Source organism: Streptomyces sp. Ac-502, assembly GCF_045222935.1.
Lineage (GTDB): Bacteria > Actinomycetota > Actinomycetes > Streptomycetales > Streptomycetaceae > Streptomyces > Streptomyces monomycini.
Window position 1 is genome coordinate 8,879,198 of the sequence record NZ_JBHFFO010000001.1, and the last position, 16,645, is coordinate 8,895,842.

Consider the following 16,645-nt stretch of genomic DNA (forward strand, 5'->3'; position numbering starts at 1 on the left):
CCGCCCCGCCCGTAGTGCGCCAGCAGCGCCACCGCGGCCCGCGCCTCACCCGCCGTGATCAGCGGCAGGCGCGGGTCTTCGGTGTCCAGCAGCAGGTGCAGGGCGGCGGGGCTCGGGGGGCAGCTCCGCCCCGCTATCTCTGCGGCCTGTCAGCAACGGGCACTGCCGGGCCGGCTCGCAAGACCGGGACCAAAGCCCCGGCTATCACGCCAATCACTTGGGTCTTATCGATGAAATGCCCAGCCGTTCGGCTCACGAGGCCCGGGACCAAAGCCATGATTCCCGGGGTAATCGCATGTGCAACCTGTTGCCCGGCCCTCGCATGTGCCAAGTTCAAAGGCATCTGCACCTGGCATATGCCAACCATGGCGCCAGGGGTGGACGCATCTGCCTACGAAGGGTTTTCATGAACCACCGCCAGCGCATAGCCAGCACCATCGCCGCCACCATCAGCGCGGCCGCACTCACACTCGGAGCAGCCTCCACCGCCTTCGCCAGCGACACCCCCTCCCCGGCCGAGCAGACCGCGGCCGTGGTCGAGAAGGCCACCGGCACCACCGACGTCGCCCCGGCCCCGGCCCCGGGCACCACGATCCCCCAGCGGTCCACCGGGGACGCGAAGGCCACCACCGCGACGGGTGACGCCGTCTCCATCGCCCTTCCCGGCACCAACAACGTCTCCGGCGCCACGGCCGGCAAGAACACCACCGTCTACCCCGACGCTGCCAGGGCCACCGACCTTGCCGTCCAGCCCACCACCGACGGCGGCATCCGCGCCCTGGCCGTCCTCAAGAACGCCACCGCCCCGCGCGAACAGCGCTACGACATCGGCCTGCCCACCGGCGCCCACCTCGTCAAGCTCGACAACGGCGCGGTCGCCGCCATCGCCAAGAACGGCACCTTCCTCGGCGGTTTCACCACTCCCTGGGCCAAGGACGCCAACGGCAAGCCCGTACCCACCAGCTACCGCGTCGACGGCAACACCCTCGTCCAGTCGGTACGGACCACGGACTCCACAACCTTTCCCGTCGTCGCCGACCCCAAGTGGCTGGACGAGGCGGCCAAGGGAGTCACCACCGGAATGATCGGCGGATGCGCGGCCGGCGCCCTCGCCGGGGGAGCCGGATGCCTTCCCGGAGCCGTCGCATCAGGTGTGATCGGTGGCATCGGCGGGGCGATCGGCGGCCTGTTCGGCTAACAGGCGACGCCGCCTTCCCTCGATCCCAGACGATACGACCTGTGAGGAGCACCGAAATGACAGACGATTTGAAAAGTCGTTCCACCGGTCTTGAGCGGGCCGTCGAGCTCGGGGTGTTCAGCGGGCTGGGTGTAATCCTTAGCATGCGTGTGGGCGACCAGTCCTTCGGGGCCAGCATCCTGTGGGGACTGGCCGGAGGGATCGTCGCGGCGCCGGTGCTCATGGGTGCCACCCGAGTCGCTCGATACGTGGCCAAGCGGCGATCCACACGCTGACACAATCGAGACCGCGCCACACCGCACACCGCCATCGCTGAACACCGGAAAGCCCCCGCCCGACCACCGAGCGGGGGCTTTCTGCTGCACACAAGTGCCGCAACTCGAAGGGAACGCCCATGCCCATCATCGGCCCCGGCTACGACGACCCCGAATACGACGACTACGACCCCGCCTGGAAAACCCAAGAAACCCCGTTCCGGCAGTGGCTTTACATGCGCTTCGCGGCGGCCGGCTTCTCTCACGCCGCCGACATCGCCGTCAGCTACGCGCCCTCCAACCGGTACCACGGTCTCGACGACCTGGAGGCGGTCACCCTCGCCATGCTCACCGACACCAGCGTCGACGACGTCCTGGCCGCGCACACCGCCGACCTCGCCGCATGGAAGCACGAACAGCAGCTGCAGCAGCACCCCGACCTCGCCGTCCTCGACGCCGACCTCAACCGGATCGCCGGGCACTGAACAGCAACCAGCCCCCGCCCGATCACCGGGCGGGGGCTGGTTGCTGTGCGGTCAGCCGGTGTCCGGCAGGCCTTCCTCTCCGGCGGGCAGCGTCGGGCTCTCGGCCTGCCGCTGCGCCTTGCGGGCGTTTTCCTCCCGCAGCGCCGTCAGCCACGGCCACAGGTCCGGCAACGGCTGCCCCGGGCACGCCAGCGCGTGCTCGATCCGGCACCGCTGAGACTGCTCGGGCGGGCACACCCCGTACACCGTCACCCGGCCGTCCGACAGCTCGATCCAGCGGCGCTCAGCCGGCACCGTGTGCGCCGGAGGCCGCGTCTCCGGCTCCAGCAGAACCGGATCGCGGCTGAGCGTGAGTACCTGATCCTGCGGAAGGCCGCAGTACGGGCACGTCAGCCGGACGCTGGCCGCCCTGCGCGAAGACTTGCTCGAATCCCCCATAGCGCGAGCGTGCGGCTTCCGTGGACATCCCGCACGCCGCCTTCAGGACGGGGCTTGCGAGTCCTCGGCGGCCGCTTGGCGCCCCGCGAGGCGCACGCCGGGCGCATCAGACCCACACGGCCCCGCGGCGGCGGCCGACGGGCGCTCTGGACACGACAAGCCCCGGCCGGATAGGTCGGCCGGGGGCATGCTGTACTGCGCTCAGCGCGTCGCGCACGAAGCGGGATCCGCCTGGAGTGCGAGGCGGCGGATGTCCGCGGCGTGCGCGGCCAGCTGGTCGGCGAAAGCGAGCGCGGCGTCGCGGTACAGGCTGTTCACCTCACCCGAACCGTCCGGGTCGATCGCCAGATATGCGCGGCCCTTGTCCTCGTCGTGCGCGAACGGCCACAGCGCCAGGTGCGCCACCATCACCGTCTCCGTGCCGCCGCCATACAGCGGCACCGACATCTGCACCCGCGGTCCGTAGTGGTGCACGTCCTCCAGGAAGGACAGGTCCTCGGCGGCGTGGTCCGTCACGCACCAGTCCGGGCAGGGCACGTGCACCGGGACACCGCGCACGGAAGTGGCGGCCAGGCGGGGAAGCGCCTCGGCGGCCGGGGTCAGGGAGTAGGGGATGGGGGCGTCGGCGGAGTCGGCCGGGATGTCGTGCCTTGCTACGCTCATGGCAGAGCGCTCCTTCCTGTCGAGGGATCGATCTCTATTGGTCGAGCGAGGTGCGAACTCGCTGGTCCAGCAGCGGCCGGACGGGTGCGAACCGTCCGGCCGTTGCGCTGCCACAACCCAACCACCGACGCGCGGAGCGAAGGGCTACAAAACGTAACCCTTCTGAAGGGCCGGGGCGCCGCCCCTTGGGGGGACTCAGGCGCAGGCGAAGGGCGTCGCGGTGGCTGCGCCTAGTCTTTGGAGGATCCCTGTGCCTTAACAAGGGCCCTCTGCGTGTCATGTTGTGTCTTCTTATGTCCTAACGATGTCTTTCTGTGTCGGCAGCGACAGCGGACTGGTGTCCAGGCGCGGGACGAAGCCCGGTTGTCCGCGTTCACGAAACTACTCGGCCACCAGAGATGGGCGATCAGTTCTAGCGCTCTCGCAGACGTTGCACATGCTCGTGGGGGCGGTGACAGATTCTCATTCTGTACAAACTGCAGGTCAGGGTGACCTGCGGACTTCTCGCGAGGCGGTGCTCCTCTCGCACTCTGAGCACGTTCTGCCGCGCTCTCGGCACCCTTTCCCCCTCCCTGAACGTGGCTGGAAGCGGTAGGTGGGCGGGGGTCACAGCCCCGTCGCGCCGGTCCGGTACTGCCGCTGGCACAGGTGACCAGGCTCGATGCCGCTACCCAGGGAAGCCGCACCGGCGAGGCCAGTCGTGAGGCAGCTTCGGCCGGGCGGCGACGAACAGTCCGCGTCCTGCCGAGAAGGTCAGCAATCCCTCGGCCTTGAGCAGGGCGACAGCCCGGCCCACCGGCTGCACGGTGACGCCCGCAGGTTCAGCGAGAACCCTGAGGGGCGGGATGCGCGCCCCGGCCGGCCACCTACCGCTGAAGATCTCGCGTCTCATCAAGTTCGCGATCCGTGGCGCCTTGGGGCTCTCCGCCACCTTCGGCCAGGATGCCGGGTCGAAGGTGACGTCGTCGTAGTTGTGCGTGCCGTTGTAGAGCGGCTTCTCTGCCCTGATTGCAGCCTCGTCGGCGGCGAGCGCCAGCGGGCGGGAGGCGTACCACTCGTCAACGCGGCGGACGGCCCGCTTCGGCCAGTCGCCCCGCCGATTCTCGTACAGGTGCGCCTTCGCGCGGAACTCCGGCCGGTTCGAGATGCCGATGTACAGCAAGACGTTGGCGGCGTCGTAGTAGCGGTAGAGCGCGGTGCGCTCGGGTCGTTCAGACATACGGGTCCTCACGGTGCGGGTGACCTCGACCACTCTGGCGCAACTGTAAGAGGATCGTTGAGAACTCGGCAAGGTGTCGAACGGCATGGAACGCGAAAGAGCCCCGTCGCCTGAGCGGTGGGGCTCTTTGTTGTTGCAGGTCAGAACTCGTACTCCAGCTCGTAAAGATGGCCAGCCTTGATCATGAACTCCGCCTGGATCGGGCGGTCGTCCACGCTGTAGGTCACCCGGAACTGTCGCAGCACCGGCAGCTTCGTCGGCATCTTGAGCGCCTTCTGCTGCTGAGGGGTTGGCCAGCGAGCCGCGACCTTGTCTACGCACCGCAGTGTCGGCAGGCCGGCCTCCGCGAGAACGCGTCCGGCGCCGCCCTTGATGCGCCGCTTCTCGGCGATCGGTGTCCCTCGGGCGAGTTCGATCGGGAAGTAGACCTCGACCAACTCGCACGGCTGGTCATCCAGGTGCAGTACCTGGCGGCGCAGGATTGCGGTTCCCTCGCTGTCGAGCCCGAACGCTTCGCGGACGAGATGCGGCGGTACAACCTCCTCAACGTCCAGGAGTTCGGCTCGACCGGAGGAGCCCTTGCGCTCTGCGGCGGTAATCCACTGGTACTTTCCGCCATCGGTGGGCGGGTTCTTGTATTCGGCTGGCGTCATCGTCCGCTGGCGATGCTCGCGCGCAAAGACGCCGGCGCCGCGGCGGGTGTAGACGAGCCCCTCGCGCTCAAGGATCTCCATCGCGTTCTTGATGGTCTGGGCTGCGGCGCCGAACTGGTCGTGCAGCTTCCGGCTCGAAGGCAGCGCCTTGCCGGGCGGGAAGTCGCCGTTCAGGATGCCATCACGCAGGTAGGCCGCGATCTGGTCCTGTACGGGCCAGACGGTCTCCTCTTCGGGCGTCTCTGTCACGTCAGTCGACCTCCATCGAATAGTGGAGCCGCCCAATGCGGCCGGGGTTGACCATGACCGACACCTCATAGGGGTGTCCGTCTGGGGTTGCGATCGTGCGGGTGAGGGTCAAGACCCATTCGCTGTTGTCGGCGAGTTGGAGAACTTCTGCTTCCTCCTTCGTGGGCGGTCGCGTCTGTACGTCCTCGCCGACGGTGCCGGGCTGGTAGCCAAGCTCGGCGAGGAGGCTCACCGCGCCGCCGCGGATCTTCCCAGTCGCCGCCAACCGTGTGCCTTCGGCGACGCTGGCAGGCCAGTACGAGTTGGCGTACTCGATGGGCTGTCCGTCGAGCAGGATCAGGCGCTGCCGGGCCACGACGGGCGTGCCCACCTCAACTCCCATCGCTTCGGCGACAACGAAAGGCGCAGGCTGCATGCCTGCGCCGAGGATGCGCTGGGTTCCGGAGCGTCCTCTCTCGGCTGCTTGTTTGCCCCAGGCGTCACCCTGGCCGCTTTGGATGTATGGCGTTGATGAGCCGGTCCACCGGTCGTTTGCCACTCCAGCTCCTCTAGTGCGCGGCATCTCTTGAGGCATCCATCAATTTTTCCACCATATGCCCACGTCAGTGCGGGCCGCGGGGCTGCCAAGACCGCCAATCTCGAATGAGAACCTTGCAGCCTCTCAAGAGACCTGTCACAGTGAGGTTGTCAGCCCGCCCCAACTCCAGGATTGGAGAGCCCGATGCTGCCTGCGGCTCAAGAGCTGCTCACCGTGAAGGAGACCGCAGCTGTGCTGCGGGTTTCCGAGCCGACGGTCTACCGCTGGATCGCCAATGGCGACCTCCCGGCCATCCGCTACGGGCAGCCGCGAGCCGAAGGCGACACCAGGCGCGGCGGAGCGATCCGAATCGAGAAGGACGTCGTCATGGCGCTCCGCTCTTCCGAGGAGGTGGCCTGAGTGGCTACCGCAACCCCGCTTTCCCCCACCGTCTCCCTCCCCCGTCAGCTGCCCGCCTTCCCCCGCTGGCCGCGGAGCTGGTGCGCCGGGCCGTGTCCGCCGCGTCCGCGCCGGGCGTGGACCGTGGCGAGGTGCGGCTCCTCGCGGCCCGGTTCCTGGAGTGCCGCGCCCGCTACGGCGAGCAGCACGCCCACCTGGTGTGGGGCCGCGATCTGCTGGCCGGGCTGGGCCTGTCCGAGGGTGACCGGGCGTACCTGTACGGGACGACGGGCTGCGGTTTCATGACGGCCCTGGTTGAGGGGATCGCCGCGGTCTACGACGCGCCGGCCGCCGCCCTCGCGGAGGCGGCGCGGGTCAGCGATGACCCGGCCGGTATCGCGGTGGCCTACGTCGTAGCGAGCCTGTCGCTGGCCGCGGCGGTGACGTCATGACCCCCACCGTCGAGCTGCCCCGCCAGCTCCCCGCCGGCTCCACCCGCTCCCTGCCCGTCCTCGACGCCTACGCCGAGGCCCTCCGCGCCGCGGGTGAGGATGTCCGCGTGGTGTACAGCCCCCGCGGCGACGTCTTCAAGATCGTGCCCCGGGAGGCGTCGTGAACGACACCCCCGCGCCGGAACTGGTGCCGAACGCGGACCGGATCGCCGGCCACCTGCTGCGCCTGCTCGCGGTGGGCATGAGGCTGCAGCCCGACGCGAGCCCCTGCTCGGATGTGACCGTCACCGTCACCCAAGGGTCCGGGCCGGACGCCGGGCGCGTGGCCGGTTACTTCGAGATCCCCGAAGAGCTGGCCCTGCGGGTGATCGGCGTGCTGGACGCCGAGCTGGCGCTGCTGTCCGCCGACGAGCACAACCTGCGGCTCGGCCACTTCGACGACGGGAGCGCGACGCCGGTCACCGGTCTCGGCCGGGACGCGCTGGAACGCCGCCGCGGAGACGATCCGCAGCGCGGGCCGGTGCGGATCGTGCCCCGGGAGGCGTCGTGACCGCAACCCGCTGCCCGTTCTGCGACATCATCGCGGGCCTGGCCCCGGCCACCGTGGTGGCCCGCTGGCCGGACGCCATCGCGACCGTGCCGATCGATCCGGTGACCGACGGCCACGTCCTGGTGATCCCACGAGTGCACGTCGACGACGCGGCGGAGGAGCCGATGGTGACCGCGGCGGTGATGCAGCGGGCCGCCGAGTACGCGAACGCTCTCGGCACCCCGCTGAACCTGATCACCTCGCGGGGCCGTGAGGCCACTCAGAGCATCTTCCACCTCCACATCCACGTCGTGCCGCGCGCCATCGACGACGGACTCCCGCTGCCGTGGACGGTGCAGGAGGTGGCGTCGTGAGCGCTCACGGTTCGCAGCCCGGTTCGGTCGATCCGGCGCTGGTCGCAGACATCGACGAGATCTTCCTCGGCTACTGGGACGACGCGGTGCTCGACCTGGTCCGCGACGGCTACCGGCCGTGCGCCCTCCAGATCTACGCCCGCCGGCACGGCTCCGCGGCCCGCGAGAACGAGCCCGAGCCGAATGACGGCCTGACCTGATCCACCCCGGGCCCGCACCGCCGGGCCCGGCCGCCCACTCGTATCGACATATCGACAGGAGCCTGTCCGATGACAACTGCCGAGCTGTACGAGCTGCCCGACGTCGCCGACTACATGGCCGCAGAGAGCATCGACGCCTACCGCGCGCAGCTGGTCACCCGCTACCACTCCGCCACCAACCCCGTCGAGCAGCTGCGGCTGTACGCCGAGGCCGCCCGCTACGACCGCCGCCACCCCGGCGAGTCGCCGCTGGCCGACGAGCTGTACGGCGCCGAGCTGGGCGAGGTGGCGTGATGTCCCGCTACCTGGAAGAGGCCGCCGCCCTGCTGCGGAAGGCCGCCGAAGCCCACGAGCGGTCATGCAAGACCAACACGCTCATGACGACCGAGCAGGACATCAAGCGCCGCGAGAGCCTCGCCCGGCACTTCGCGACCCTCGCCGCCATCGACAAGGGCCTGCTGCCCGCCGAGATGGTCCAGGACGCGGTGCGTGCCTTCGCCGGCCGGAACGGGGGCGCGTGATGAACACCGACGCCCTCGTCGCCGCCAGCTCCGTGCTCGCGGGTGCCGGGATGACCGGCCTGATCCAGTACGCGACGGTCGCCCGGACCGCACGGGCCCGGCAGCGGGCGCGCATCGGCGAGGCCGCCGACGCTCTGGGCGGCGCGCTGATCGACTACCGGCGTCCCGTCTACCTGAAGGTCACCGCCGCACGCGACGGGGCCGACGCCGCTTCCGGGCGTGAGGCCCGCTGGGCGGCGTGGTCGACGGTCACCCGGTCTCTGGGGCGGCTGCAGCGGGTAGCGGCCGGCATTGCGGGCGCGTCGGACCTCGTCCGCGTGGCCCGCGAGGCGGTCGCCACCACGGCCGCGCTCAACGACGCGGCCAGCGACGTGGCCAGCGCGATCCGCGGCCGGGCTCCGGCGTCACGGCTCGCCGAAGCCGAGGACGCGCTGGCTGAGGCGGGCGACGAGGCCCGGCACCTGGACGAGCAGCTGATGGCCGCCGCGATCCGCGCGACCGGGGGTGCGTGATGACGATGCGTCCCGCCGCCTGGACCGCCCTGATCCTGACCGTCGCCCTGTTGGTCGCCTGCCCGGCCCTGCCAGCCGCAGCGCTGACCGCGGTCGGCTGGCTGCTGAATACGCCGCTCGCCGCGGGTGCCGCCCTCGCCGCCACCCTCGTGTGGATCGCGATGCGGCCCGAGCACGGGCGGAGGTGGGCGCGGTGAGTATGAGTGACCCGGTTACCGACCTGATGGCGATCCTCGATGCCCGGATCGCCGAGGACAAGGCGCGCAAGGCCCGTCAGGAAGCCGAGGCTGCCCGCAGGGTGCCCCGGCTGCTCGCCAAATACCTCACCCTCGCGGGGGAGGCCATGCGGGATCCGAACCTGGCTGTCAGCGTCAACGAGATCGACCGTGATGAACGCGGCGGAAGCGTGCACGCCACCGTCTCCGCGTGTGGTGGGTGCCCGGATACCGAGCGCGCCTACTGGGAGAACGGCTCCTACGACTACGGCGGCCGCTGGCGCCCGCTGACCGGCCAGGAGTCCCGCCAGCGAGCTGAGCGCGAAGCCCGTGCATGGGCTCAGGCGCACGCGGAGAAGTGCCGCGCGATGCCGGGTTCGGAGGTGTCGTGATGAACCTCCGCGACATCCAGGCCGCTGCGGTTGCCAACAAGCACGCCAAGGGGCTCAACACCACCGACATTGCGCTGGAGTTCGCTCTGCTGACGGCTGAGGTCGGCGAGGCCATCACCGCCTGGCGCCGGGCCCTGCCCGACTTCCCCGAGGAACTCGCCGACATCCAGCTCTACCTCGTCGCGGTCGCCGAGATGACCGGCGTCGATCTGCAGGACGCCGTCGAACACAAGATGCGGATCAACGCGGCCCGCACCTATCGCCGCGACGATCGCGGCGTCCCCATCAAGGTCACCGAACCGGGAGCTGTCCGATGAACCACCCCAAGTCCATGGTCGCCGAGATCCTCATCCTCGCCGTCAGCGGAGGCGTCGGCGCGAGCCTCGCCCTCCAGCTGGCCGAGCACGGCGTCGGCATCGCCGCGATCGTCTGCGCCGTCTGCGCCGTGGTCGCGGCGGGTGTCGCGCTCGCCGCCCAGGTCGGGCAGGGCCTGCGCACCACCGTCTACACCTGCCCCGCCAAGGGCTGCCGCGTGTCCATCCGCGCCGTCGGCACCAGCCCCGAGGAGCTGCAGCGGCTGCGCGACCTGGCCACCGACCACGGCAAGCACGGGGGCACCCGATGAGCGACGCCGCTACCTCAGCCTTCGCCGCCTCCTTCGTCGGCCTGTACGCCGCCCACCATGCCGCGGACTACCTGTTCCAGGGCGACCGCATGTCAGAGCGCAAGTCCGGATGGACCGAGGACTTCACCGACCCGCAGCCCGGCCGCCACCACCACGGCTGGGGCGCCAACCAACTGCACGCTGTCACCCACACGCTCACCGAACTCGCCGTGCTCGGCCTCATGGCGCTCGTGCTCGACATGCCGCTGCCTGTCGTCGGCGTCGCGGTAGCCGTCGCGTGGATCCACGTCACCCACAGCCTGATCGACCGGCGATGGCCCGTCCGGATGTGGATGAAGCACACCGGCAGCGCCGACTTCATCGACCGCGGCGGCATGCCGCTCGTCGACCAGGCCATGCACATCGCGGTCGGGATCTTCCCCGCCGCGCTCGCGATCGGCGGGTGGGCCTGATGCGCACCTTCTCCCTCGTCTTCGGGGTCATCGTCCCGGCCGTCCTGCTCGCCCTGTACGTCGCCGGCCTCCTCACCGGCCGCATCCACTGACCGAAAGGACCACCCGTGTCGGAGCAGACGGTCCGTCACCGCTGGGACCCGCTCGTCGCGGTGTCGCTCGCGGCCGGCGTCGGCTTCACCGCCTACGCCGAGTACCAGCTCGCCCGTGCCATCGGGGCGGCGGTACCGGTGGCGGTACTGCTGCCGCTCGCCATCGACGTGTACGTGGTCGCGGCGATCCGCCGGTCCCGCGGCCGGGACATCGCCCTGTCGCTCGTGCTGATGGGTACCGCCCAGATCGCCGCGCACGCACTGGAGGCCCGCGTGGCGACCGTGTCGGTACCGCTCGTCGCCGCCGTGTCCCTGTTGGTACCGCTCGTGATCTGGCGGGTGCACACCCTCGCAGTACCGGCCGCCGAGCCGGTACCGGTACCGCCCGCAGAGCTGGCCGAGGAGCCCGTGCGCGTCACCGTCGAGCAGCAGCCGGTACCGGTACCGCAGACCACCCCGGTACCGCCCGCCGGTACCGCCGATCTACCGCGCGAACTGCCGGTACCGGATGAGGCGGTACCGCGCCCGGAACTGCAGGCCGTACCGGAGCCGGAGCCGCAGCACGAGACAGCGGTACCGGTACGGCGGGCACGTCGCACCACCCGGTCCAGTACCGCCCGCAAGCCGAAGGTCACCGGCTCATTCGACGAGCACGTCAGTACCGCCCGCCAGTGGCTTGCCGAGGACCCGGACCTGTCCGGTACCGCGATCGGCAACCGGCTCGGTACCGGCGACTCCTACGGCCGCCGCGTCCGCCGCGCCGCCCTCGCCAGCTGACCCCTCAGTACCGCTACTGCGGCCCATGGCCGCGCGCACCGGACCGGCACCCGGTACCGGACTCCAGACCATCACCTGACCAGGAGAGATCGAATGGCCGTCAACGGCAACCGGGTGTCACGCCTCCCGCAGCCCCCGGACAACTTCCTGCCGCCGGGCGTGTGGGCCGAGCAGCCCCGGCTGAAGCAGTCCTCGCCGCGCCAGCGGGCGGAGGCCCGTGAGGCGAAGCGCAACCGCACCACCTACAAAACCAAGAGCCGGACGAAGGAATATCACGTCCACATCAACGCCCAGCGCAGCGCGGCGGCCGCGGCCGCCGCGGGCGGCGGGCAGTGGGGCCGCCAGCAGGGCATCGGCGACATCGAGGTGCTGTCCGCCTCCGGTCTGCGGGCGCTGTGCGAGCGGGGGCGGCGCGTGCTGCGCGAGGCGAGCAATGACATCGCGTTCGCCGAGGAGACGCTGCGCAAGGCGCTGCGCCAGGTACCCCCGCCTTCCGGGGAGGGCCGTTCGGCCGCGTGGGTGCGCGCCAACAAGGTGGCGCGTCACCTGAAGCGAGCCAAGAACGCAGCTCAGGCCGGATCGGCGCACATGGCCGCGACGTGGGTCACCTACACGCGGGAGTACGAGCCGGAGCTGAACCGCTTCGGCGGGCCGCGGGCCCAGCGCCGCCAGGCCATGGACTTCGGGGCGTGACGTGATGGCGCAGCAGCAGACCACCGAGGTTCCGCAGGGCGGCGGCAAGATGCCCGCGGTCCTGGCGTTCCTCAACCGCAAGGTCATTCCGCACACGCCGCCGTTCGCGGTGTGGCTGGCCGAGTGGCCGGTCGCCGCCCTGGCCCACCTGCAGTGGGGCGGCTCAGCTACCGCATCAGCGTTCCTGTCCCTGGCTTCCGCCGGACTGACCTGGCACACCTGGTACGTCGGGCGGGACGCGAAGAAGCAGCGGCAGATGCAGGCCACCGTCACCGTCGGCGCGGCAACCGGCTGGTTCACCGCCGCCACCATCGCCGGGGCCACCGACCCGACGCTGGTCAACGCCTGGCTGATGGGCGGCCCCGGCATCGCCCTGGCCTGGTCGATCAAGATGACCATGCGCGTCAGCCCCGAGGGCCAGCAGGCGGGGGACGAGACGCAGAAGACGCTCTGGTCGAAGATCGGCCTGGGGCGGGCCAAGGCCAAGGAGATCCGCGCCGAACCCAACAAGGTCGTCATCCCCATGCAGCTGGAGGCCGGGGTCCAGACCCAGGAAGACGCGGCCAAGGCCGGCTCCCGCCTCGCCTCGGCGGTGGGCGTGCGCCCCAACGCGGTGCGCTGGCAGCCGGACCCGGAAGACGCCTCCCAGGGCACATACACGCTGGTCATTGACGACATGCTCAAGGAGTTCACCCCCTGGCCGGGGCCGTCCTGCCCCGGCGGCAGCATCGGCGACGCCCCGGTCCCCGCCGGCGTGTACGAGGACTACGGCACCGCTGACATCTGGTTCCCCGGTGACGAGGCGGACGGACGCAACGCCGCCCACTACCAGTTCATGGGCATGACCGGCGCCGGCAAGTCCCAGGGGGGCCGGGTCATCCTCGCCGATTTGATGACCCGCCGCGACGTGTGCCTGTGGCTGTTCGACCCGTCCAAGGGAGCGCAGACCTTCGGGCCGATCCTGCCCGGCGCCGACTGGGCCCTGCTGACCATGAAGGAGTGCAAGGCCGGCATCTCCGTACTCCCCGACGTGATCACCGCGCGGGCGAACGAACTGGGCAAACACGGCTACGACCAGTGGACGCCAGAGGCTGGCGAGAAGCTCGGAATGCCCTACCTGGTCTGCTGGTTCGAGGAGGTCGCCAAGCTCTTCCGCGACGGCGTCGACCTGGCGCCCGTCGCCCAGGAGGCACGCTCGGCCGGCATCTCCCTGGTGTTCTCCCTGCAGCGCTCCTCCCACACGTCGATGGACACCGACGTCCGGGGCAACATCACCGGCGCGGCCGTGTTCGGCACCAACAGCTCCGTGGACTCCGGCTTCGCCCTGTCCGACGACACCATCGACGCCGGGGCCCGCCCCGAACTGTGGCGCAACCGCAAGGCCGGCTACTGCTACATCGAGGGCCCCGGCATCGACGAACAGCGCTACGCCACCCCGGTGCGCACCTACCTGCTGGACAAGGAGGTGGCGGCGAAGGCCGTCGCGGCCTACCGCGACGTGCGCCCCGCGGACGCGGGGCAGGTCACGGCCGAGGCCGCCGGCCCGGCCTACGCCAACCGGGTCCGCTACGCCGGCGCCGAAGACGCCGCGGCAGCCCAGAGCGCGGCCGCCAACGACGCCTCCGATCCCGAGCTGGACCCCGAGGACGACGCGCTGTGGGGCGAGGGAGACGAAGCCGCCGAGGCCCGCCGCATCGACATCGACCAGGAACTGCCGCCGCACACCGGCCGCGACTGGCACTTCGGCGAGCAGCAGCGCGACACCAAGACGCGCGAGCAGGCGCTGGCCGCCCTGAACGAGGTGCTCGCCGAGTTCGCCGCCCGCGGCCGGATGGAGTTCGGGCCGAAGGATCTGACGCCGGAGCTGCCGCGGATCGGCAAGTCCGCCTCGTGGGTGCGCAGGGAGATCCCCAAGCTCGTCGCGCAGGGCGTCCTCGCCGACGGCGACGAAGGAGGTGTGTACCGCATCGTCAAGACCCTCACCGGGGCCGGAACAGCGTCCTGACCTGTTGGAACAGCACGGAACAGCGGCGGAACAGGGCCTGCACAGCACGGAACAGGCACCGAACAGCGGCGGAACAGCCCACGGAACAGCTCCGACCTCGCGGAACAGCGCAAATGTCCTGTTCCGCCGACGGAACAGCGCCGCCTCAAAACCGTAACGCGCGCGCGAGAACAGCCCACGGAACAGCGACGGAACAGCGCACCGAACAGCAAGGAACAAACCACCACAAAAAGGAGCGCGAAATGAACTTCGATCCACCCCGCTACACCTGGACCGCGACCACCGCCCGACAAGCCTCGGTGGTGCTGCAGGCGGCCGCCGACCTCCTCGACGCCCACATCGGGACTCTCCGGCTCTCCGTGCCCGACGGGGAGAGCCGGGCCGAGACGGAACGCCGCACGCCCGTCCGGCTGGAAGTCAGCCTCGACCTCAGCACGGCCGCCGAATGCATCAACGCCGCGCGTACAGCGCTCACCGAGACGCCTCCGCTGCCCGCATGGCCGGTCGAAGAGCCGGAACCGAAGCTCGGCAAGCACCAGGCGCGGGGACTGATGTGGGACTTGATCCACCAGTTCGCGGAAGAAGGGCGCCGGATGATCGGCCCCAAGGACTTCACCGTCTACCTGCCCCGGCTGACGCGCTCTCGCCCCTGGGTCGTAGCCGAGCTGCAACGCCTGGTCGTGGACGGCGTCATCGAGGCGGGCCGCAGCGGCGAGTACCTGCTCAACGGGGACCTCTTCGCCGATCGCCAGCCGGAGGCGCCGTGAGGCTGGCCCACACGATCGTCGACACCCTCATCTTCGTGATCCACGCCGCAGCCCTCGGCGGCTCCCTCTGGATCTTCGGAAGCACCCTGCCCGGACCCGCCATGGTCCTGCTCATCTGTCTGATCGCCGCCGCCGACCTGGTCCTCACTGTCCCGCTGGGACGGCTTGCCAACACCATCCGCGCCAACACCCGCCTGTAGGAGGCCCCATGTTCACCGGAAATGCCCGAGATCTGCGCAAGCGCGAGAAGCAGGCCGCCGAGCACGCGGCTCAGATCGCCGAACTCCTCAACAAGATCGACGACCTGAAGTGCGGAGCGCTCCTGCTTCGTCCCGGCCAGCTCGCCGGGCCCGGCTTCGCCATCCGCCGCGTCCACGACCGCTGGGCCCTCTACGCCTGACGGCTGCCCGCGTCGCCCCGGCCTGCGCCGGGGCGGCAAGGGGAGCCGGGACAGTCCCGGCCCGTATCGAGAGGAACCGTCATGTCCCTCTTCCGCCGCACCCCTGACGACAGCCCCGAAGGTCGCGAACTGACGGCCGCCCGCGAGGCGCTCGCCTCCGACCCGGTCAACACCGGCTCGCTCGGCTGCATCGACATCGACTCGCCCGCCGGCCGGGCCAACCTCGACGCCCAGGACCGCCTGCGCGACGCCGAGCAGGCCTACCGCAACCGCTGACCGGCTGCCCCCGATCCGCCCGGACCTGTGCCGGGCGGTGAGGAGGACGCCGGGCAGCCCGCCCGACGCCGAACCGAAGGAGCCTCATGGACACCATCACCCAGAGCACGGCCGGCGAGCGCCGCGCCGACCAGATCCCGCGGGCCCCCGGCCAGCAGATGCGCGCGTACACCGACGACGGCGCCGTGGTCATCGACGTGGCCGTGCAGGCCGTCGGCCGCTGCCACGCCTGCGGCATGACCGTGCCGTTCGGCATCGGCGAGGTCCACGGCAGCGCCCAGAAGTACGTCGACGGCCCGTACAAGACCGGTGTGCTCGCCGCATGGAACTGGACCGACCAGCACCTGACCACCTGCTCCGAGATCCGCACCGACAGCAACCGCCCCTGAGGAGACCGCTATGAGCGCAGCCCAGAACGCCGCGGACGCCATCCAAGGCCTGATCGACGCCACCAACGAGCACGGTCTCGGCAGCGCCGAAGCCGACCAGGCCGCCGTCATCGCCAACGTCGCGCTCGACGCCGCCCACGCGGCCGGCGCCACCGACGACGACATCAAGAATGCCCGAGGCTGAGAGGAACCGACCATGCCCGTCACCACGCACACCTGCTACGTGGCCCGCTGCGACGTCTGCGGCGAAGGCTACGGCGAGGATCACTTCACCCAGCACTTCGCCACGGCCGAGGAGGCGGCCAAGGCCGTCGCCGCCGACCCCGCGTGGACGGTCAGCGGCGACCGGATCGTGTGCCACCTCGGCGGCTGGATCAACACCGAGCACCAGGCCGCCATCGACGCGATGCCCGGGCGCCACGCCTTCACCCAGCGCTTCGACGACAGCAACCGTCCCTGAGAGGAGCCGCACCGTCATGTCCCCGCAGCCGCTGCCCGACCCGCAGCATCAGTACGGCGGGCAGCAGCTGCCCGTCCCCGCCCACCACCGGCCGCCGAACGTGCTCTACGACGCGGAGGGACGGCCGGTGCATTTCACCATCGGCCAGCCCCTACAGCCGCCGCCGGTCGTCGTGCAGGCGCCCGTGCAGCAGGGCCTGCCGCCCGAGCTGCAACGCCTCGTCATCGTCACGTTCCTGATCCTCGCCGTCATCGTCGTATGCACCGGCGCGCTCGTCGCCATCGTCGTCATGATGGGCGGCACCCTCATCGGCATCATCGGCACCGTCGGCAACGCCCTGCCCTACATCGGCATCACGTTCATCGGCCTCGTCCTCGCCGCCGGATGGGCCGCATCCAAGCTCCGCGGCGCCGTCGGCTCCAACTCGAAGGAGAACTGA

General features: G+C 70.4%; 33 protein-coding genes. 28 read left to right on the forward strand and 5 right to left on the reverse strand.

All coding sequences use genetic code 11. The annotated features are described in order from the left end of the window. Positions 1 to 406: 406 nt before the first annotated feature. The 3 genes from ACEXOX_RS40280 to ACEXOX_RS40290 all read left to right on the forward strand — a co-directional run bounded on the left by ACEXOX_RS40280 (position 407) and on the right by ACEXOX_RS40290 (position 1,937). The gene (locus tag ACEXOX_RS40280) at positions 407 to 1,198 is read left to right on the forward strand and encodes a hypothetical protein (RefSeq protein WP_406525656.1); all 792 of its coding nucleotides are present in this window, start codon (positions 407 to 409) and stop codon (positions 1,196 to 1,198) included. 56 nt (positions 1,199 to 1,254) lie between these two features. Next, entirely contained in the window at positions 1,255 to 1,473 is a 219-nt protein-coding gene (locus tag ACEXOX_RS40285; protein WP_406519458.1) for a hypothetical protein, read from the forward strand. A 119-nt stretch (positions 1,474 to 1,592) separates the two neighbouring features. Then, positions 1,593 to 1,937 carry a hypothetical protein gene (locus ACEXOX_RS40290; protein ID WP_406525657.1) on the forward strand — a complete coding sequence of 115 codons (345 nt, stop codon included), beginning with the start codon at positions 1,593 to 1,595 and terminating at the stop codon, positions 1,935 to 1,937. Between the two features lie 51 nt (positions 1,938 to 1,988). Here ACEXOX_RS40290 and ACEXOX_RS40295 read toward each other — a convergent pair whose 3' ends face one another. The 5 genes from ACEXOX_RS40295 to ACEXOX_RS40315 form a co-directional block, all read right to left on the reverse strand. After that, the gene (locus ACEXOX_RS40295) at positions 1,989 to 2,375 is read right to left on the reverse strand and encodes a DUF6083 domain-containing protein (protein WP_406525658.1); all 387 of its coding nucleotides are present in this window, start codon (positions 2,373 to 2,375) and stop codon (positions 1,989 to 1,991) included. Positions 2,376 to 2,576: 201 nt separating this feature from the next. Then, positions 2,577 to 3,038 (reverse strand): DUF6907 domain-containing protein, encoded by a 462-nt coding sequence (locus ACEXOX_RS40300; protein ID WP_406525659.1) that lies wholly within the window; start codon positions 3,036 to 3,038, stop codon positions 2,577 to 2,579. A 667-nt stretch (positions 3,039 to 3,705) separates the two neighbouring features. Then, the gene (locus ACEXOX_RS40305; protein WP_406525660.1) at positions 3,706 to 4,257 is read right to left on the reverse strand and encodes a winged helix-turn-helix domain-containing protein; all 552 of its coding nucleotides are present in this window, start codon (positions 4,255 to 4,257) and stop codon (positions 3,706 to 3,708) included. Positions 4,258 to 4,397: 140 nt separating this feature from the next. Continuing rightward, positions 4,398 to 5,159, reverse strand: coding sequence for a GntR family transcriptional regulator (locus tag ACEXOX_RS40310; RefSeq protein WP_406525661.1), 762 nt, complete (start codon positions 5,157 to 5,159; stop codon positions 4,398 to 4,400). Between the two features lies 1 nt (position 5,160). Next, positions 5,161 to 5,697 (reverse strand): UTRA domain-containing protein, encoded by a 537-nt coding sequence (locus ACEXOX_RS40315; RefSeq protein ID WP_406525662.1) that lies wholly within the window; start codon positions 5,695 to 5,697, stop codon positions 5,161 to 5,163. Positions 5,698 to 5,880: 183 nt separating this feature from the next. Here ACEXOX_RS40315 and ACEXOX_RS40320 point away from each other — a divergent pair, with 183 nt between their 5' ends. The 25 genes from ACEXOX_RS40320 to ACEXOX_RS40440 all read left to right on the forward strand — a co-directional run bounded on the left by ACEXOX_RS40320 (position 5,881) and on the right by ACEXOX_RS40440 (position 16,645). Beyond that, the gene (locus tag ACEXOX_RS40320; protein WP_406525663.1) at positions 5,881 to 6,096 is read left to right on the forward strand and encodes a helix-turn-helix domain-containing protein; all 216 of its coding nucleotides are present in this window, start codon (positions 5,881 to 5,883) and stop codon (positions 6,094 to 6,096) included. Between the two features lie 92 nt (positions 6,097 to 6,188). Further along, a complete protein-coding gene (locus ACEXOX_RS40325) occupies positions 6,189 to 6,527 on the forward strand; it encodes a hypothetical protein (protein ID WP_406525664.1) in 339 nt (112 codons plus the stop codon). After that, the gene (locus tag ACEXOX_RS40330; protein ID WP_406525665.1) at positions 6,524 to 6,691 is read left to right on the forward strand and encodes a hypothetical protein; all 168 of its coding nucleotides are present in this window, start codon (positions 6,524 to 6,526) and stop codon (positions 6,689 to 6,691) included. The genes ACEXOX_RS40325 and ACEXOX_RS40330 overlap by 4 nt, the downstream gene beginning before the upstream one ends. Beyond that, positions 6,688 to 7,077, forward strand: coding sequence for a hypothetical protein (locus ACEXOX_RS40335; protein ID WP_406525666.1), 390 nt, complete (start codon positions 6,688 to 6,690; stop codon positions 7,075 to 7,077). The genes ACEXOX_RS40330 and ACEXOX_RS40335 overlap by 4 nt, the downstream gene beginning before the upstream one ends. Beyond that, entirely contained in the window at positions 7,074 to 7,430 is a 357-nt protein-coding gene (locus ACEXOX_RS40340) for an HIT family protein (RefSeq protein ID WP_406525667.1), read from the forward strand. The genes ACEXOX_RS40335 and ACEXOX_RS40340 overlap by 4 nt, the downstream gene beginning before the upstream one ends. Further along, complete coding sequence (locus ACEXOX_RS40345) at positions 7,427 to 7,630, forward strand: hypothetical protein (protein WP_406525668.1); 204 nt, start codon at positions 7,427 to 7,429, stop codon at positions 7,628 to 7,630. Before ACEXOX_RS40340 ends, ACEXOX_RS40345 begins: the two co-directional genes overlap by 4 nt. 69 nt (positions 7,631 to 7,699) lie before the next feature. Continuing rightward, on the forward strand, positions 7,700 to 7,924 hold the full coding sequence (locus ACEXOX_RS40350; RefSeq protein ID WP_406525669.1) for a hypothetical protein: 225 nt from the start codon (positions 7,700 to 7,702) through the stop codon (positions 7,922 to 7,924). Beyond that, positions 7,924 to 8,151: a hypothetical protein gene (locus ACEXOX_RS40355; protein ID WP_406525670.1), complete on the forward strand. Its 228-nt coding sequence runs from the start codon at positions 7,924 to 7,926 to the stop codon at positions 8,149 to 8,151. The genes ACEXOX_RS40350 and ACEXOX_RS40355 overlap by 1 nt, the downstream gene beginning before the upstream one ends. Then, entirely contained in the window at positions 8,151 to 8,663 is a 513-nt protein-coding gene (locus ACEXOX_RS40360; protein ID WP_406525671.1) for a hypothetical protein, read from the forward strand. The genes ACEXOX_RS40355 and ACEXOX_RS40360 overlap by 1 nt, the downstream gene beginning before the upstream one ends. Continuing rightward, positions 8,663 to 8,860, forward strand: a complete 198-nt coding sequence (locus ACEXOX_RS40365; protein WP_406525672.1) for a hypothetical protein — start codon at positions 8,663 to 8,665, stop codon at positions 8,858 to 8,860. The genes ACEXOX_RS40360 and ACEXOX_RS40365 overlap by 1 nt, the downstream gene beginning before the upstream one ends. 2 nt (positions 8,861 to 8,862) lie before the next feature. Further along, positions 8,863 to 9,270 carry a hypothetical protein gene (locus ACEXOX_RS40370; RefSeq protein ID WP_406525673.1) on the forward strand — a complete coding sequence of 136 codons (408 nt, stop codon included), beginning with the start codon at positions 8,863 to 8,865 and terminating at the stop codon, positions 9,268 to 9,270. Beyond that, complete coding sequence (locus tag ACEXOX_RS40375; RefSeq protein ID WP_406525674.1) at positions 9,270 to 9,587, forward strand: hypothetical protein; 318 nt, start codon at positions 9,270 to 9,272, stop codon at positions 9,585 to 9,587. The genes ACEXOX_RS40370 and ACEXOX_RS40375 overlap by 1 nt, the downstream gene beginning before the upstream one ends. Beyond that, positions 9,584 to 9,895: a hypothetical protein gene (locus ACEXOX_RS40380; RefSeq protein WP_406525675.1), complete on the forward strand. Its 312-nt coding sequence runs from the start codon at positions 9,584 to 9,586 to the stop codon at positions 9,893 to 9,895. Before ACEXOX_RS40375 ends, ACEXOX_RS40380 begins: the two co-directional genes overlap by 4 nt. Continuing rightward, on the forward strand, positions 9,892 to 10,347 hold the full coding sequence (locus tag ACEXOX_RS40385; protein WP_406519440.1) for a DUF3307 domain-containing protein: 456 nt from the start codon (positions 9,892 to 9,894) through the stop codon (positions 10,345 to 10,347). Before ACEXOX_RS40380 ends, ACEXOX_RS40385 begins: the two co-directional genes overlap by 4 nt. Positions 10,348 to 10,454: 107 nt before the next feature. Continuing rightward, positions 10,455 to 11,216: a hypothetical protein gene (locus ACEXOX_RS40390; protein WP_406519439.1), complete on the forward strand. Its 762-nt coding sequence runs from the start codon at positions 10,455 to 10,457 to the stop codon at positions 11,214 to 11,216. Positions 11,217 to 11,309: 93 nt separating this feature from the next. Further along, on the forward strand, positions 11,310 to 11,909 hold the full coding sequence (gene traA, locus ACEXOX_RS40395; protein ID WP_406519438.1) for a plasmid transfer protein TraA: 600 nt from the start codon (positions 11,310 to 11,312) through the stop codon (positions 11,907 to 11,909). A gap of 4 nt (positions 11,910 to 11,913) precedes the next feature. Next, the gene (locus ACEXOX_RS40400) at positions 11,914 to 13,914 is read left to right on the forward strand and encodes a hypothetical protein (RefSeq protein WP_406519437.1); all 2,001 of its coding nucleotides are present in this window, start codon (positions 11,914 to 11,916) and stop codon (positions 13,912 to 13,914) included. A gap of 242 nt (positions 13,915 to 14,156) precedes the next feature. Further along, the gene (locus ACEXOX_RS40405; RefSeq protein ID WP_406519436.1) at positions 14,157 to 14,681 is read left to right on the forward strand and encodes a hypothetical protein; all 525 of its coding nucleotides are present in this window, start codon (positions 14,157 to 14,159) and stop codon (positions 14,679 to 14,681) included. Then, positions 14,678 to 14,881 (forward strand): hypothetical protein, encoded by a 204-nt coding sequence (locus ACEXOX_RS40410; protein ID WP_406519435.1) that lies wholly within the window; start codon positions 14,678 to 14,680, stop codon positions 14,879 to 14,881. The genes ACEXOX_RS40405 and ACEXOX_RS40410 overlap by 4 nt, the downstream gene beginning before the upstream one ends. Before the next feature lie 8 nt (positions 14,882 to 14,889). Next, positions 14,890 to 15,081, forward strand: coding sequence for a hypothetical protein (locus tag ACEXOX_RS40415; RefSeq protein WP_406519434.1), 192 nt, complete (start codon positions 14,890 to 14,892; stop codon positions 15,079 to 15,081). 81 nt (positions 15,082 to 15,162) lie between these two features. Further along, entirely contained in the window at positions 15,163 to 15,357 is a 195-nt protein-coding gene (locus ACEXOX_RS40420) for a hypothetical protein (RefSeq protein WP_406519433.1), read from the forward strand. A gap of 86 nt (positions 15,358 to 15,443) precedes the next feature. Then, on the forward strand, positions 15,444 to 15,746 hold the full coding sequence (locus tag ACEXOX_RS40425) for a hypothetical protein (protein WP_406519432.1): 303 nt from the start codon (positions 15,444 to 15,446) through the stop codon (positions 15,744 to 15,746). Between the two features lie 10 nt (positions 15,747 to 15,756). Beyond that, positions 15,757 to 15,930 (forward strand): hypothetical protein, encoded by a 174-nt coding sequence (locus tag ACEXOX_RS40430; RefSeq protein ID WP_406519431.1) that lies wholly within the window; start codon positions 15,757 to 15,759, stop codon positions 15,928 to 15,930. 12 nt (positions 15,931 to 15,942) lie between these two features. Next, on the forward strand, positions 15,943 to 16,206 hold the full coding sequence (locus tag ACEXOX_RS40435) for a hypothetical protein (RefSeq protein ID WP_406519430.1): 264 nt from the start codon (positions 15,943 to 15,945) through the stop codon (positions 16,204 to 16,206). A 16-nt stretch (positions 16,207 to 16,222) separates the two neighbouring features. Continuing rightward, positions 16,223 to 16,645, forward strand: a complete 423-nt coding sequence (locus tag ACEXOX_RS40440; RefSeq protein WP_406519429.1) for a hypothetical protein — start codon at positions 16,223 to 16,225, stop codon at positions 16,643 to 16,645.

Excerpts from the sequence above, each read along its gene's own strand:
- ACEXOX_RS40330 (WP_406525665.1), top strand. The coding sequence starts at position 6,524 with ATGACCCCCACCGTCGAGCTGCCCCGCCAGCTCCCCGCCGGCTCCACC.
- ACEXOX_RS40420 (WP_406519433.1), top strand. The coding sequence starts at position 15,163 with ATGTCCCTCTTCCGCCGCACCCCTGACGACAGCCCCGAAGGTCGCGAA.
- ACEXOX_RS40380 (WP_406525675.1), top strand. The coding sequence starts at position 9,584 with ATGAACCACCCCAAGTCCATGGTCGCCGAGATCCTCATCCTCGCCGTC.
- ACEXOX_RS40415 (WP_406519434.1), top strand. The coding sequence starts at position 14,890 with ATGTTCACCGGAAATGCCCGAGATCTGCGCAAGCGCGAGAAGCAGGCC.
- ACEXOX_RS40295 (WP_406525658.1), bottom strand. The coding sequence starts at position 2,375 with ATGGGGGATTCGAGCAAGTCTTCGCGCAGGGCGGCCAGCGTCCGGCTG.
- ACEXOX_RS40290 (WP_406525657.1), top strand. The coding sequence starts at position 1,593 with ATGCCCATCATCGGCCCCGGCTACGACGACCCCGAATACGACGACTAC.
- ACEXOX_RS40370 (WP_406525673.1), top strand. The coding sequence starts at position 8,863 with ATGAGTGACCCGGTTACCGACCTGATGGCGATCCTCGATGCCCGGATC.
- ACEXOX_RS40320 (WP_406525663.1), top strand. The coding sequence starts at position 5,881 with ATGCTGCCTGCGGCTCAAGAGCTGCTCACCGTGAAGGAGACCGCAGCT.
- ACEXOX_RS40350 (WP_406525669.1), top strand. The coding sequence starts at position 7,700 with ATGACAACTGCCGAGCTGTACGAGCTGCCCGACGTCGCCGACTACATG.
- ACEXOX_RS40305 (WP_406525660.1), bottom strand. The coding sequence starts at position 4,257 with ATGTCTGAACGACCCGAGCGCACCGCGCTCTACCGCTACTACGACGCC.
- ACEXOX_RS40355 (WP_406525670.1), top strand. The coding sequence starts at position 7,924 with ATGTCCCGCTACCTGGAAGAGGCCGCCGCCCTGCTGCGGAAGGCCGCC.
- ACEXOX_RS40400 (WP_406519437.1), top strand. The coding sequence starts at position 11,914 with ATGGCGCAGCAGCAGACCACCGAGGTTCCGCAGGGCGGCGGCAAGATG.
- ACEXOX_RS40430 (WP_406519431.1), top strand. The coding sequence starts at position 15,757 with ATGAGCGCAGCCCAGAACGCCGCGGACGCCATCCAAGGCCTGATCGAC.
- ACEXOX_RS40425 (WP_406519432.1), top strand. The coding sequence starts at position 15,444 with ATGGACACCATCACCCAGAGCACGGCCGGCGAGCGCCGCGCCGACCAG.
- traA (WP_406519438.1), top strand. The coding sequence starts at position 11,310 with ATGGCCGTCAACGGCAACCGGGTGTCACGCCTCCCGCAGCCCCCGGAC.
- ACEXOX_RS40365 (WP_406525672.1), top strand. The coding sequence starts at position 8,663 with ATGACGATGCGTCCCGCCGCCTGGACCGCCCTGATCCTGACCGTCGCC.
- ACEXOX_RS40375 (WP_406525674.1), top strand. The coding sequence starts at position 9,270 with ATGAACCTCCGCGACATCCAGGCCGCTGCGGTTGCCAACAAGCACGCC.
- ACEXOX_RS40435 (WP_406519430.1), top strand. The coding sequence starts at position 15,943 with ATGCCCGTCACCACGCACACCTGCTACGTGGCCCGCTGCGACGTCTGC.
- ACEXOX_RS40405 (WP_406519436.1), top strand. The coding sequence starts at position 14,157 with ATGAACTTCGATCCACCCCGCTACACCTGGACCGCGACCACCGCCCGA.
- ACEXOX_RS40360 (WP_406525671.1), top strand. The coding sequence starts at position 8,151 with ATGAACACCGACGCCCTCGTCGCCGCCAGCTCCGTGCTCGCGGGTGCC.
- ACEXOX_RS40385 (WP_406519440.1), top strand. The coding sequence starts at position 9,892 with ATGAGCGACGCCGCTACCTCAGCCTTCGCCGCCTCCTTCGTCGGCCTG.
- ACEXOX_RS40440 (WP_406519429.1), top strand. The coding sequence starts at position 16,223 with ATGTCCCCGCAGCCGCTGCCCGACCCGCAGCATCAGTACGGCGGGCAG.
- ACEXOX_RS40280 (WP_406525656.1), top strand. The coding sequence starts at position 407 with ATGAACCACCGCCAGCGCATAGCCAGCACCATCGCCGCCACCATCAGC.
- ACEXOX_RS40285 (WP_406519458.1), top strand. The coding sequence starts at position 1,255 with ATGACAGACGATTTGAAAAGTCGTTCCACCGGTCTTGAGCGGGCCGTC.
- ACEXOX_RS40300 (WP_406525659.1), bottom strand. The coding sequence starts at position 3,038 with ATGAGCGTAGCAAGGCACGACATCCCGGCCGACTCCGCCGACGCCCCC.